Genomic DNA, 12680 nt, shown 5'->3' on the forward strand with positions numbered 1-12680 from the left:
AATCTTTGAGGGTCAAATGGATAATGCAAAAATATAACGGTTGAAAGAACCGTATCGATCCATCCAAGTCAATCATCCCTTTCAACGTGGCCGCGAATAGGCGATGATGGCGGGACCGATGCGGGTAACCTAAAATTCACCCGTCATATTTAAACTTGTCCGTCGATGGCGGCTCTGGCGACGGTGGGAACCCTCTGTTGCCGGCCTTTTTTTGGTTCGTTCGAGTTGGATTGGCTGATGTACAGGCTTCAAAAGGCGGGACATAAGCAGGCACGCCCGCTCAATGAAAAAACGGCGCCTGCCGCGAGAACCCATGGTTCCCTGCTGGACGATCTGGTGGACGAGGACGAGGTTTTCGAGCGCACGGTGCTGAAGGACCATCTTGAGCCGAAACCGTCGAAGACCGCCGCTGCGCCGGCCGCTGCCGAGACGCCGGTAAAGGCTGCTTCGCCGAGCGGCAATCTGGCGGCTGCGCTGCCGGGCCTGAAACATATCGACAGGATCGGTGTGGATGACGTCATCCTCTGGCTTCGCAGAGGTGTCGTCTGGATCGTGCTGGCGATCATTCTCTGCGTCGCCGGCGCACTCACTTACGCCTCTATGACGCCGCCGCGCTACAAGGCCTATACGGATATCGTCGTTAATCCCTCCAATCTGAACGTCGTTAATGATGGGGTGTTTTCGCCCAACCAGCAGCGTGACACACAGATACTCGAGGTGGAAAGCAAGCTGCGCACCATCACTTCGCGCAACGTGCTGGCGCGGGTGGTGGACGAGCTGAAGCTCGATCAGGACCCTGAATTCATCAGCCCGCCGCCGCTTGCGCGGCTGAAGGCAATGTTCTCATCGAAACCGGAAGACGATGACAACCGCGTCGGCGCGCTTCGTTCACTGGGGGATCGGGTGGCGGCGGAACGCGACCCGCGCTCCTTCGTGGTCACGCTTTCGGTCTGGACCAATGATGCCGAAAAATCGGTGACGGTCTCCAAGGCCATCGTGAAAGCTTTCGAAAGCGAACTGTTCCAGACGACCTCCGACAGCAGCCAGCGTGTCGTTGACGATCTCAAGAAGCGGCTGGAGGAAATGCGCGAAAATGTGACCATCGCCGAAAAGCGCGTGGCCGATTTCCGCCGCGAGAACGGTTTGCAGGAAAATAATGGCCAACTCGTCAGCAATCTCGCCTCCGGCGAGCTGAATGCGCAGGTGCTTGCGACCCAGCAGCGGCTGATCCAGGAGGAATCCCGCCTGAAGCAGATGGAGGCGGCGATTGCCCAGAACCGCACGCAAAGCGACGCCATCTTTGACAGCCAGACCATGAACACCATCCGCGCGCAATATAGCACCCTGCAGCAGCAGATCGGCGCGATGACGCTGACCTATGGCGCACGCCATCCGCGTCTGGCGACGGCGGGTGCGGAGCGGGCAATGCTGGAACGCGGCATGGCGGACGAGGCGCGGCGCATCCTGCAGGCGGCCAAGATCAATGTCGCCGAAGCGCGCTCCTCGCTGGATGCGCTGAGGCTGAAGGCCGTGGCGGAACGCGCCAATGTCTTTACCGACAATGAGGCGCAGGTGCGGCTGCGCGATCTGGAGCGCGACGCCCGCTCGGCGGCGGCGATTTATGAGACTTACCTCACCCGCTCGCGCCAGCTTGCCGAACAGCAGTCGATCGATTCCACCAATGTGCGGGTGATTTCGCAGCCGGTTGCCCCCAATTCCAGAAGCTGGCCGCCGGGCAAGCTGACCTTCCTGATCGCCGGCGGCATGGGCGGACTGTTCCTCGGTCTTGGCATTGCCGTGGCGCTCGGTCTCTGGGGTTATCTGCGCCGGGACGAACACGCGGATGTCGTGGCGCGGTAAGACGAGGCGGCTGCGTGTCGCCTTATTCTTCCGAAATCAGACCGTCATAAACCTCGAGCAGGGCGGCGGCGATGGCCGCGCCCAGCGCATTGCCGGCATCGCGAATACCGGCCTCGTCTCCATCGCGAACCGAAATGGCAAGGTCGGACGCTTCGTTGGCGACGATTTCTTTTGCCCGTTCTATCGCCCAGAGGCCGAAATCGCCGCGATTGTCGATCGAGATTGTTTCCATGGCCGGAGCCCTTCCGTGGTTTGATTTCCGCGTCCCTTAACCCATCGGTTGGAAAACCGGAATAGTCAGAAAATGTGGCGCACAACCTTCAGGCGTGTAAAATGCCCACTGCATACGGGGATTTATAAAAATATTAATGATAGTTCTTCGTAGTGTCTGAAGCCTTATACCCTATGCATAAGCGTGACTATAACAATGAAACGATGCCTATCTTGGACACCGGACAGATCATGACAGGGAGAGAGAGGCCGGATGCGGGAGCGCCGGGCCAGGCATGGCCGGTTATTTCCCTTGCGGCACTGCCCATCACTGACGCGACCATCGATGAAACGGCACGGGATTTCATCCTGCGTGCGGGAAGCGAGCGCGTGTCCGGTGCAAGACCGTTTTATTCGACCTCGGCGAACGGCCAGGTCATTGCGCTTTGTCATCACGACCGGGAATTCGACGCCATGCTGCGGCAGGCGGACCAGATTCATGCCGATGGTATGTCACTGGTGATCTTCTCCCGAAAATTCTGCCGGCAGGCGCTGAGGGAACGGGTCGCGACGACCGATCTTGTTCATGCGGTCGCCAAGCGTGCCGAAGAGACGGGAAGCCGGTTTTATTTCCTCGGCGGTTCGGAAGAGGTGAACCGTGCGGCGGTCGAAGAAATGCAGAGGCTCTATCCGCGTCTCGTATTTTCGGGACGGCGCAACGGTTATTTCAGCCGCGCCGAGGAAGACGCGGTCCTTGCCGATATCGCCGCTTCGAAAACGGATATTCTCTGGGTCGGCTTCGGCATTCCGCTGGAGCAGCGCTTCGTTTCGCGCAATCTCGACAGGCTTTCCGGCATCGCCGTGGTCAAGACCTGCGGCGGCCTTTTTGACTTCCTTGCCGGCAAGAACAGCCGGGCGCCGCAATGGATGCAGGATATGGGGCTGGAATGGCTCTATCGGGCGATGCTCGAGCCGAAGCGTCTCGGAAAACGATATTTGCTGACCAATCCGATCGCCATATATTCGTTGCTGAAGTATCGCTTCGGAGCGTCGGGTCAGGGCCGGTAAAGCTGCGGCAAGCCCCGCAGGCGGCAGGCATATTGCATCGCGTCAGTTAATCAGTTTTCCCTAACATATTGAGAAAACGGGCTTTGCCGCTGAAATTCGTTGCAACTGCGAAGGAGCGCGCTACACTGTCCCAATATTATAAATTTATTCGAATCAGAGATATTTTGGGGACACCCATGGTGATTACGTCCATTTCTCTTTTCATATATGGAATTGGCACCGCCACCTCTCTCGCCATGACCTATATTGAAGGTGCCCGCCGCGATAAGAATTGGGATTTTTACCGGGTGACCGGCATCGTCCTTTGTTTCTTCTGGCCGCTGCTGGTGCCGCTTCTCGTTGTTGCGGCGGCTTTTTCGGCGCTCGGTTTGCAAAAACGACGCGAGAACGTGCTGTCGTTCGGCAGGGAAAAGACCCTCAGCTAAACCGGCGACGCGAGCGATTGCGGTCAGCTCTTCTTCGCCGGCGCCTTGTAGGGGGTGAGTGTGATGCCGAGGCTTGCCATCATCCGGCCAATGGACATCAGCGGCGGATGTGTGGCGGGCAGCCAGGCGCCGGTTTTCAGCCCGGCGAAAACGGCGCGCAGCAGAGACAGGCACAGGCTGACGGCATTTTTGGCGGTCAGCAGCAGTCCGCCCCTCAGGCCGGGGTGGCGGGCGCGGTCGATGCTGTAATTTATGATGCCGGTGCGGAGCGAGCGCTCCATGATCCAGCGAGGCGCCATCCGACTTTCCGGCACATATTCAATGATGACGGCGCGGGCATTCCAGGCAAATTTGAAACCTGCCTTGCGGCAGCGGGTGAAGAAATCCATGTCGCCGCCGCCGAGGAAGTTGAACTGCACGTCGAATTCCGGTTTCGGCAGGCTTTCGAACACTCGACGTGAGATCAGGCAATTGCCCGATCCGTGGATTTGCTCGACGAGACCGGTCGGCGCTTCGATGGAGCCGAACAGCGGATGCGAGAGAACCGCCTTCGAAGCCGGTGCGTCGAATTCCCGGTTGACCGGGCCGCCGACGATGTCGACGCCGAAGGATTTCGCCGCTGAAACCATTTCGGCAAGCCATTGGGGGGAGGCGGCCTCGTCGTCATCGATCATCAGGAACCATTGCGCTGATGGATAACTCTGCCGGGCGGTGCGGAAGGCCGTGTTGATGGCGTAACAATTGCCCTGCGTCGGCTCCGCCAGCGCCTGACCGTTCACGCCGTTCTCGGAGAAAAATGTGCGTGCGACGGCGAGACCCTGCTGGCCTGCGCCGTCATTATCGACCACGACAATGGCGAAGGGAAAATCAACCTTCTGGGCCGCGAGTGACCGAAGCGTCTTTTTCAGGCCTTCCGGCCGGCGGAAACTCGGAATGCACACCACCGCTTCCGGCATGATCTCGGACATGGAAACTCCTAAATTCCGGCAAGCGCTGCGGCGGAAAAAACGACGGCCCTGAGGCTTTGGCGCGGGCGGTTGAGGAAGGTGTCGGCCAGCGCCGAAAAAGCCTCGCGGTAACGGCGGGCGCGGAAGGCCTGCGCCACGGTATAGGCGTTCATATGGTTCTCCGACCGGCGGCGAAGCCGTCGCAGTTCCGGCGGCGAGATGGCGGCGACGATGGCCGGGTCGGAAAAGACGGCTTCGATGGCCGGCTCGCAATCGCGGAAGGTCAAAAGCCGGTTCATCATCACGCTTGTTCTGTGCACGCGGTAATCCAGCACATGGCAGCCGGGCAGGTAAACGAAACGGCCGGCGGCGGCCAGCCTGCACCAGCCATACCAGTCTTCGGCATAACGCAACGTCTCGTCGAAACCGCCGAATTCCTGAAGGATGCGGGTTCTGACCAGCATGATGCCGCCATTGACGATGAAGTTGCCGCCGAGCAGCGGCTGGAGAATGAAACCATCGGGTTTTTCCCGGCGGCGAATGAGGTTGCGCCGGCCGATCTTGAAGCCATCTTCATCGATGCGTTCGTAATCGCCATAGACGGCGACGACATCCGGCCCGGAAATGCCGGCGCAAAGGGCCGCGATGGCGCCCGGTTTCAGGCGATCGTCGGCATCGAGGAACATCGTCCATTCGCCGCGCGCCTGCGACAGGCCGAAATTGCGCACGGCGGAAACGCCCTGCCTTCCCTGCGGCCGGGCAAGCAATTTGACGCGAGGGTCGGAAAAACCCTCCACTTTCTGCGCGGTGGTGTCGGTGGAGCCGTCATCGACGACAAGCACTTCACCGATGGTCTCGCCCTGCAGCAACACGCTTTCGATCGCTTCCACGATGTAACGCTCGCCATTGCGAACGGGAATGACAATCGAAACGGAAACCAAGACTTCAAACTCCCTGCGGCGTGGGCCAAGAATTCGCACAGCGAAGTTACTACCGCATTAAGCGGGTCTGGCCAATTATGACGTGGTATAACGTCGGTTAACCTTGCAAATCTTTAATATCCTTTTCCTATGATAGGGATGTTATGTTTTGGGAATATAGGTTGCGGAGGCGGGCGAATGCGGATCGGGCGGCGGAATTTTATAGGCGGTGCGGCAAGCGCTGGCCTGCTGCATGCCGTGGCCGGCCCGGCCTTTGCCGCGCAGAAGAAAGCAACGATCAAAACCGCCCCCTATGGCGCCGCCGTCTACCTGCCTGACCTTAATGCCGATAGCCGCATCGGCGAGGCGGTGGTGAAATATTGCTCGCGCATCACCCCTGTCACCGAAATGAAATGGGAGGTGATGCGGCCTTCGGCGGAAGTGTTCGATTTCGCCGCTGCCGATGCACTCGCCAATTTCGCGCGCCAGCACAAGCTAGCCATGCATGGCCATCCGCTGATCTGGTATGCCTCCAACGCGCCTTGGCTTGCCAGTGTCGGCGGCGCCAAGGTCGAGAAGCTGATGGAAACCCATATCGTCACCGTGATGGAGCGGTATAAGGACGTGATCCACAGCTGGGACGTGGTCAACGAACCGATCCCCGACGTGCCGGGCAATGTGCGGGCGCGGCGCGATGCCTGGTATTATGGCGCGGGGCCTGACGCCATCAAGAAGGCTTTCGAGATCGCCCATGCGGTCGATCCGAAGGCGCAACTCGTGCTCAACGAATATGATGTCGAATTTGCCGCCGAGAAATCGCCGGCCAAACGCGCCGCTTTCCGCAATCTCATCCTCGAACTGCTGGAAAAGGGCGCGCCGATCAACGCCGTTGGCCTGCAGGGGCATTTGCGCGGCGGCTGGCCGATCGCCAAGGACGAGCTTGCCGCCTTCACGACGGAAATGCGCAGCTACGGTCTTGCCGTTCTGGTGACGGAGCTTGACGTGATGGACCAGACGCTGCCCGCGCCTGAGGCCGAACGGGATATGCTGATCAACGGTCAGGTCCGCGAGTTTCTGGAGGCCGCCTCGGCGGGCGGCGCGCTTTCCTCCATCACCACATGGGGCATCTCGGATCAATATACCTGGATCCGCTGGGCCTATCCTCGCCGGGACGGCACCGCCAACCGGCCGCTGCCGCTGGACTGGAGTTTCAACGAAAAACCCATGATGGCCATCATCAATGAATTCCGCAACCGTGGTGCATGACTATGAATGCTGAAATGCCGCTTCCTCCTGTGCAAAAGGCGCTGCAAATCAACCTCCATCCCTTCGACGCCCCGCATGCGGCCCTGACGCTGCCGCATCAGCTCAGGGTCTGGGGCGGGCAGGTGGACCGCATTTTGCTGACGGTCGATACGGGCCAGGTGGGGGCGGGGCGGTACAAGGGCAATGGTTTCGATGCGGCGCGCCAGCGTCTCTTCGACATGCTGGAGGAAATGCAGACCAATTATCCGCATCTCTCTGTGGATATCGTCGATTACAGCGATGCGGCGCGTGATACGGTGACGCAGACCTTCTTTTCGCGCTCTCCCATCCCCTATCCCGCCAAGGCTTTCGATGGCGGGCCTTTCCATGTCTATTTCTACGGGCTGAAACGCGCCAATGCCCGTTACGTGATGCACATGGACAGCGACATGATGTTCGGTGGCGGCAGCCAGAGCTGGTTCAGTGAGGCGATTGCATTGCAGAAGGCCAATCCGGATGCGCTGTGCATCACGCCCTTTTCCGGGCCGCCGACGATTCGCGGCGATTTGGATATTTCCCGCCATGTCGGCATGCCCGGCGTGAAGAACATCCCTGCGCCGCGCAAGCTGCCGTCGCGCATTCCCACCTGGCGTTTCGCCACCGTTTCGACGCGGCTGTTCATGATCGACATGGACCGTCTTGCGAAAAGGATCGGCTCGCTGGAACTGCTCAGGCCCGATGTCAAACGGCGTATCCGCTCCTATGCCTATAACCAGCAGCCGGTCTCCATGCCTGCCGAGGAAGTGCTGAGCACCAACATGATGCGCACCGGCGTTCACCGGCTCGATTTTCTCGGCACGGGCAAGGGCATGTATTCGCTGCATCCGCCCTATCGTTCGCCGGAATTCTATGCGGCTCTACCCTCCATCGTCGAGCGCATCGAGAAGGGCGATATTCCCGAAGGCCAGCTCGGCGATTTCGATATCAACGGGTCGATGGTGGACTGGGGAAGCGCGCTGGCGGCCAAGACGCGCTCCAAACGTTATGCGAAAGCGCTGCGCCATCTCATCTCGGCGAATGTCGGGCGGTTCCGCAAGGCTTGAGGGCGTCGCGCCCGTGTTCCGCTCCGGGGCCGGGCAGGAACCTCAATAGTCGGTGATGAGTTTGCTCCAGCTTTCCGAGCACAACCCGCCAATATAGATGTCGCCGCCCAGCGCCTTTTCCCTCAGGGCGTCATCGCGCGTCGCCATGCAGAAATAACCGTCGTGGCGGAAGCTCATGTGGTTCTGGCGGTAAAGCGCGTTGATGAGAAAGGGCTGCGCCATGCCGGTGACATGGGCATAGTTTTCATCATCGAAATGGCGGAACAGGGTGTTGAGCACATCGTTTTCGCAGCCGGCATCGCAGACGAGATTGAGCACATAGGCCGTTCTTCCCCGCTGGCCGAAAAACAGTGCGGCGCCCATGGCGTGACCTTCGGCATTCTCGATCATCACGCTTTTCAGTTCGCCGAGGCTTTCATTGGCCTTGCTCATCTCTATCAGCCAGTGGAACTCTTTGTGAGACCATTCCGGGCGGATGGAAAAACGCTCGATCATCGCAAGCGCGCTGCGTCGGAAGGTTTCGTAATCCACGGTTCTCACCCTGGCACCAGCGGCCTCCTGCGGCCTCAGACCCTTTTTCCACCGCCGCAGGATTCCATCCACAAGTCCAAGCGCGGCGAGCGCCAGCGTGGTTTTGGCCAGTTTCGAGCGGCGCGGCATGCGCAACGCTATGGTGCAGAAGGGCTTGAGCGCCTTGTGCCATTGCAGGCTTTCAATCGGCAGCATGTCGCCGCCGGTCGCCACCCAGTGATCGGCGCTGACAGGAGAAGCCGTATCCGAGAACAACATGTCGTGTTTGGATGCCCGCATGCCGCGGGACAGGCGCGCCGCGCCGAGCGCGCCGCGTTTCCCGTCCGATGCGAAGGCGCAAAGCAGCCGGGCGGTAATCGTTTTTCCATTCGCAACGAAGCGCATGGGCACGGCGAGAATGACGCTGGTGACCCCGTTTTCCCCGGCGTCGTAGACAACGCTGCCGTTTTCCGGGCTGAAGGCGGGACTGCCGAAAAACAGTTTTTCTATATAGGAGCGGAAGTCGAAATTGCGCTCCTGCCCGGTCTTCCTGAAAGCGCTGTTGAGGACGGCTTCGACGGCGGGCACGTCATCCCTGCGCATGGGGCGAACGCCGGAGACACCTGGCTGAACCGGGCGTTGTGGCGACTGACCACTATCGCCGTCGTCCATTTTGGTGTGTATCGGAACGTCCACCGTCGGCCCCCAAGCTTTTGCGCATAGATGAAATCAACCATAGGCAGCGTATATTTTAATGTATTAATATAGATATAAAGCCTGCGATCCGCTCGGGTGTGAAATATCGAATTGAAGATAAATCACATTTATATCAACAAGTTGGATTTATAATCCTGCGCTATTCGAGGTTAACAAAATATACTCCCATAAGCAACCGGTGGATGAAATGTGGATCATTTTTTGCGGATGCTTTTTTGGGTGTCGAAGTTTAAATTTTGGAAATGACTGTCTTGATTTTTGTCTCCCGATTTTGATTTCCCGAGGGCAAAGCGTGCGTTCACGGCGCTATCTCCTCGTGCATCGCGGATAACCAAAAAAATCGCATTGGCGGGCCGGCCATTGTGGAGAAAGACGGAGGGGAACCGGACAGGCCCAGAAGCGGGCGTCGCTCCGACATCCCCAGACGCACAGGTTTCCGCTGTTGTTCGTCCAAGGTGATATTTTGAAATGATTTTTCGTTGCAAATATGTAAAAGAGCCGATTGTTGCGCGCGTCTGTGGCTATTTTCGCTAAACATGCGCGGCTCAAGTCTTTGTTATTGTGCACGTCGCACCGCGAGACCCTGGCTATTGGCGAGGCGGCACTAAAAAACGGATCGGCAAGGTCAATCGATGACAGATACAGGCGCCTGTGCGCTCGAGGCGGATGACATCCACAAGAGCTTCGGCACGCATGAAGTTTTGAAGGGCGTTTCACTGAAAGCCCACAAGGGCGATGTCATATCGATCATCGGCTCGTCCGGTTCCGGCAAGAGCACCTTCCTGCGCTGTATCAACTTCCTCGAAACGCCGGATCGCGGCCGGGTCATCGTCAATGGCGAAGAGATCGCCACGAAGGCCGGCAAGGACGGCAAGGCCGTACCGAAAAACTGGCGGCAGGTGGAAAAACTGCGCACCGGGCTTGGCATGGTGTTCCAGAATTTCAATCTCTGGGCCCATCGCACCGTTCTCGAAAATGTCATCGAGGCGCCGGTTCACGTTCTGGGCGTCAGGCGGCAGGAGGCGGTCGAAAAAGCCGAGGCTCTGCTGAACAAGGTCGGGCTTTATGACAAGAAAAACGCCTATCCGGCGTTCCTTTCCGGCGGACAGCAGCAGCGCGCCGCCATTGCGCGCGCGCTCTGCATGGAACCGGCGGTGATGCTGTTTGACGAGCCCACCTCGGCGCTTGACCCGGAACTGGTGGGCGAAGTGCTGAAGGTCATTCGCGATCTGGCCGAGGAAGGCCGCACCATGCTGCTTGTCACCCACGAAATGCGCTTTGCGCGGGATGTTTCCTCGGAAGTGATGTTTCTGCATCAGGGCAGGGTGGAGGAAGCGGGACCGCCGGCGCAGGTGTTCGGCAACCCCACAAGCGCCCGGTGCCGTGAATTCACCGGCGCGCTGGCCAACTGACCCTTTTGCCTGACAGTTCGTATTCAACAGGAGAGACTTTAAATGAAATTCTTCGCTACGCTGCTTGCCGGAACGGCATTTGCGTTTTCCGCCTTCACCGCCAGCGCCGACGTGCGCTTCGGCATCATGAACGAGTCCTACCCGCCTTTCTTCGCCAAAGACGCTACCGGCAAGTGGCAGGGCTGGGAAATCGATCTCATGGACGCCGTCTGCGCGGAAATGAAGGAAAATTGCTCGATCGTCGAGCTTTCCTGGGATGGCCTGATCCCGGCGCTGCAGACCAAGAAGTTCGACGTCATCTGGTCGTCCATGTCCAACACGGAAGAGCGCCAGAAGGTGATCGATTTCACCGACAAATATTACAACACACCGAGCAAGCTGATCGGCGCCAAGGGTGAAAAGGCGGGTGCGACGGCCGAGGACGTCAAGGGTAAGACCATCGGCATTCAGGTCGCGACCATCCAGTCCGAATATTACAAGAAATATTTCGCTGATGTCGCTGACGAAAAGACCTACCAGACGCTGGACGAGGCGTTTCAGGATTTGGCCGCCGGCCGTATCGACTACGTCTTCGGTGACTCGCTGGTTCTCGATGCCTTCGTGAAGAGCGATGCCGGCAAGGATTGCTGCGCCGACATGGGCAATGTGGCCGACGACAAGCAAATCCTTGGTCTTGGCGTTTCCGGCGGCCTGCGCAAGGACGATACGGAACTGAAGACCAAGCTGAACGCCGCTCTCGCCGCCGTCCGTGCCAGCGGGAAATATGACGAAATCACCAAGAAGTATTTCAGCTTCGATATTTACGGCAGCAAGCCCTGATCGGTCACATCGATGGCAAGCCTTGAAACCACGTTGCAGCTGCTGTCACCCTATCCTCCGGGATGGGGCGGCACCCTTTTGAAGGGTGCGGCGTCGACGCTTGCCATTTCCGCCGGTGCTTACCTCATCGGCATCGTCATCGGGCTTGCCGGCGCACTCGGCAAGCTTTCGGGCAACAGGCCGCTCGGCCTGCTGCTCAATCTCTACACCACGGCCATCCGCGCCGTTCCCGAACTGATCCTCATTGTCGGGCTCTATTATGCCGGGACGGACGGTCTCAACCGGCTGCTGCTGCTCGCCGGCATGCCGCCGCTGGAGGTCAACGGTTTCGTTGCCGCCGTTGCAGTTCTGGGTTTCGTGCAGGGCGCCTATATGACCGAGGTGCTGCGCGGCGCGATCCTTGCCATTCCGAACGGGCAAATCGAGGCGGCGCGCGCCTTCGGCATGCCACCGGCGCTTCGGTTCCGCCGGGTTATCCTGCCGGCCCTGCTGCCGAATGCACTGCCGGGGCTCGCCAATCTCTGGCTTGCGGTGACGAAGGACAGCGCGCTGGTGGCTGTTGTCGGTTACCAGGAACTGGCGCTCGCGACGCGGTTGGCAGGCGCCAGCACCAAGCAATATTTCCTGTTCTTCCTCGCGGCGGCATTTCTCTATCTCGCCATCACGCTCGTCTCCAATCTCGTCTTTTCACTGCTGGAACGCCGGGTGCGGCGCGGCCAGCCGGCTTTGGCGTAAGGGGGGAACGGCATGGATTTTTCCTGGGTCGCCAAATATTGGCCGCTGCTTCTGTCCGGCGCGTGGCAGACGCTGGCGCTGCTCGTCATCTCCGTCAGCATCGGTTTCGTGCTCGCCATCGGGCTTGCCTTTGCGCAGGTCAGCGGCGGGCGGGTGACGAAAATTCTGGCGCGGGCCTATTGCACCTTCTTTCGCGGAACGCCGCTGCTCATCCAGCTCTGGCTGCTTTATTACGGCGTCGGCTCGCTTCTGCCGATGGTCCCAGGCCTCCGGCAAAGTTTTATGTGGCCGGTGCTGCGCGAAGGGTTCTTCTTCGCGGCCGTCAGCTTCACGCTGAATTATGCGGCCTATGAGGCGGAGGTGCTGCGCGGCGCGCTGCTGGCGGTGCCGAAGGGCGAGCTGGAGGCGGGCAGGGCTTTCGGCATGGGCCGCTTCACCCTCATTCGACGCATCTGGCTGCCGCGCGCGATCCGCATCGCGCTGCCGACCATCGCTGGCGAGGTGGTGATGCAGTTGAAAGCCACGCCGCTTGCTTTCACCGTGACGGTCATGGACCTTTACGCCGTCGCCTACAAGGTGCGGCAGGATACGCTTCTGGTCTATGAGCCGCTGATCGTCGTAACCGTCTTTTATCTCATTCTCACCGCCATCATCGCCCGCTGTTTCGGCCTTGTCGAACGGCAGGTGCCGGTCCGTCGGTAAACATTCA

General features: G+C 59.4%; 13 protein-coding genes. 9 read left to right on the forward strand and 4 right to left on the reverse strand.

Features of this window, described 5'->3' with window-relative positions; genetic code table 11:
* Positions 1–237 precede the first annotated feature (237 nt).
* Positions 238–1860 (forward strand): polysaccharide biosynthesis protein UppM, encoded by a 1623-nt coding sequence (gene uppM / locus BS627_RS01040; RefSeq protein WP_165691089.1) that lies wholly within the window; start codon positions 238–240, stop codon positions 1858–1860.
* 22 nt (positions 1861–1882) lie between these two features.
* Here the strand turns inward: uppM and BS627_RS24425 are convergent, their stop codons facing one another.
* On the reverse strand, positions 1883–2092 hold the full coding sequence (locus tag BS627_RS24425; protein WP_003509414.1) for a hypothetical protein: 210 nt from the start codon (positions 2090–2092) through the stop codon (positions 1883–1885).
* Between the two features lie 230 nt (positions 2093–2322).
* On the opposite strand from BS627_RS24425, the gene uppL reads away from it, so the two are divergent.
* A complete protein-coding gene (uppL, locus tag BS627_RS01050) occupies positions 2323–3138 on the forward strand; it encodes a polysaccharide biosynthesis UDP-hexose transferase UppL (protein ID WP_077981616.1) in 816 nt (271 codons plus the stop codon).
* Between the two features lie 176 nt (positions 3139–3314).
* Positions 3315–3563: a hypothetical protein gene (locus tag BS627_RS01055; protein ID WP_165691102.1), complete on the forward strand. Its 249-nt coding sequence runs from the start codon at positions 3315–3317 to the stop codon at positions 3561–3563.
* A gap of 23 nt (positions 3564–3586) precedes the next feature.
* Here BS627_RS01055 and uppJ read toward each other — a convergent pair whose 3' ends face one another.
* Both uppJ and uppH read right to left on the reverse strand, forming a co-directional pair.
* Positions 3587–4531, reverse strand: coding sequence for a polysaccharide biosynthesis UDP-hexose transferase UppJ (gene uppJ, locus BS627_RS01060; protein WP_077981455.1), 945 nt, complete (start codon positions 4529–4531; stop codon positions 3587–3589).
* A gap of 8 nt (positions 4532–4539) precedes the next feature.
* Positions 4540–5451 carry a polysaccharide biosynthesis endo-1,4-beta-xylanase UppH gene (gene uppH, locus BS627_RS01065; protein WP_165691090.1) on the reverse strand — a complete coding sequence of 304 codons (912 nt, stop codon included), beginning with the start codon at positions 5449–5451 and terminating at the stop codon, positions 4540–4542.
* 177 nt (positions 5452–5628) lie between these two features.
* On the opposite strand from uppH, the gene uppI reads away from it, so the two are divergent.
* Positions 5629–6696: a polysaccharide biosynthesis UDP-hexose transferase UppI gene (gene uppI / locus BS627_RS01070; protein ID WP_077981456.1), complete on the forward strand. Its 1068-nt coding sequence runs from the start codon at positions 5629–5631 to the stop codon at positions 6694–6696.
* A 2-nt stretch (positions 6697–6698) separates the two neighbouring features.
* Complete coding sequence (gene uppG / locus BS627_RS01075) at positions 6699–7778, forward strand: polysaccharide biosynthesis glycosyltransferase UppG (protein ID WP_165691103.1); 1080 nt, start codon at positions 6699–6701, stop codon at positions 7776–7778.
* 42 nt (positions 7779–7820) lie between these two features.
* Here the strand turns inward: uppG and BS627_RS01080 are convergent, their stop codons facing one another.
* Positions 7821–8891, reverse strand: a complete 1071-nt coding sequence (locus tag BS627_RS01080; protein ID WP_165691104.1) for a GNAT family N-acetyltransferase — start codon at positions 8889–8891, stop codon at positions 7821–7823.
* Positions 8892–9637: 746 nt separating this feature from the next.
* Here BS627_RS01080 and BS627_RS01085 point away from each other — a divergent pair.
* From BS627_RS01085 to BS627_RS01100, 4 genes are read left to right on the forward strand one after another with little or no spacing between them, the layout of a single operon-like run.
* A complete protein-coding gene (locus tag BS627_RS01085) occupies positions 9638–10417 on the forward strand; it encodes an ABC transporter ATP-binding protein (RefSeq protein WP_077981458.1) in 780 nt (259 codons plus the stop codon).
* A gap of 42 nt (positions 10418–10459) precedes the next feature.
* A complete protein-coding gene (locus BS627_RS01090) occupies positions 10460–11236 on the forward strand; it encodes a transporter substrate-binding domain-containing protein (protein ID WP_077981459.1) in 777 nt (258 codons plus the stop codon).
* 12 nt (positions 11237–11248) lie between these two features.
* Positions 11249–11971 (forward strand): ABC transporter permease, encoded by a 723-nt coding sequence (locus BS627_RS01095; RefSeq protein ID WP_077981460.1) that lies wholly within the window; start codon positions 11249–11251, stop codon positions 11969–11971.
* Positions 11972–11983: 12 nt separating this feature from the next.
* Positions 11984–12673, forward strand: a complete 690-nt coding sequence (locus tag BS627_RS01100) for an ABC transporter permease (protein WP_077981461.1) — start codon at positions 11984–11986, stop codon at positions 12671–12673.
* Positions 12674–12680: the final 7 nt, after the last annotated feature.

Source organism: Agrobacterium salinitolerans, from assembly GCF_002008225.1.
GTDB classification, from domain to species: Bacteria; Pseudomonadota; Alphaproteobacteria; order Rhizobiales; family Rhizobiaceae; genus Agrobacterium; species Agrobacterium salinitolerans.

Excerpts from the sequence above, each read along its gene's own strand:
- uppM (WP_165691089.1), top strand. The coding sequence starts at position 238 with ATGTACAGGCTTCAAAAGGCGGGACATAAGCAGGCACGCCCGCTCAAT.
- BS627_RS24425 (WP_003509414.1), bottom strand. The coding sequence starts at position 2,092 with ATGGAAACAATCTCGATCGACAATCGCGGCGATTTCGGCCTCTGGGCG.
- uppL (WP_077981616.1), top strand. The coding sequence starts at position 2,323 with ATGACAGGGAGAGAGAGGCCGGATGCGGGAGCGCCGGGCCAGGCATGG.
- BS627_RS01055 (WP_165691102.1), top strand. The coding sequence starts at position 3,315 with ATGGTGATTACGTCCATTTCTCTTTTCATATATGGAATTGGCACCGCC.
- uppJ (WP_077981455.1), bottom strand. The coding sequence starts at position 4,531 with ATGTCCGAGATCATGCCGGAAGCGGTGGTGTGCATTCCGAGTTTCCGC.
- uppI (WP_077981456.1), top strand. The coding sequence starts at position 5,629 with ATGCGGATCGGGCGGCGGAATTTTATAGGCGGTGCGGCAAGCGCTGGC.
- uppG (WP_165691103.1), top strand. The coding sequence starts at position 6,699 with ATGAATGCTGAAATGCCGCTTCCTCCTGTGCAAAAGGCGCTGCAAATC.
- BS627_RS01080 (WP_165691104.1), bottom strand. The coding sequence starts at position 8,891 with ATGCGCAGGGATGACGTGCCCGCCGTCGAAGCCGTCCTCAACAGCGCT.
- BS627_RS01085 (WP_077981458.1), top strand. The coding sequence starts at position 9,638 with ATGACAGATACAGGCGCCTGTGCGCTCGAGGCGGATGACATCCACAAG.
- BS627_RS01090 (WP_077981459.1), top strand. The coding sequence starts at position 10,460 with ATGAAATTCTTCGCTACGCTGCTTGCCGGAACGGCATTTGCGTTTTCC.
- BS627_RS01095 (WP_077981460.1), top strand. The coding sequence starts at position 11,249 with ATGGCAAGCCTTGAAACCACGTTGCAGCTGCTGTCACCCTATCCTCCG.
- BS627_RS01100 (WP_077981461.1), top strand. The coding sequence starts at position 11,984 with ATGGATTTTTCCTGGGTCGCCAAATATTGGCCGCTGCTTCTGTCCGGC.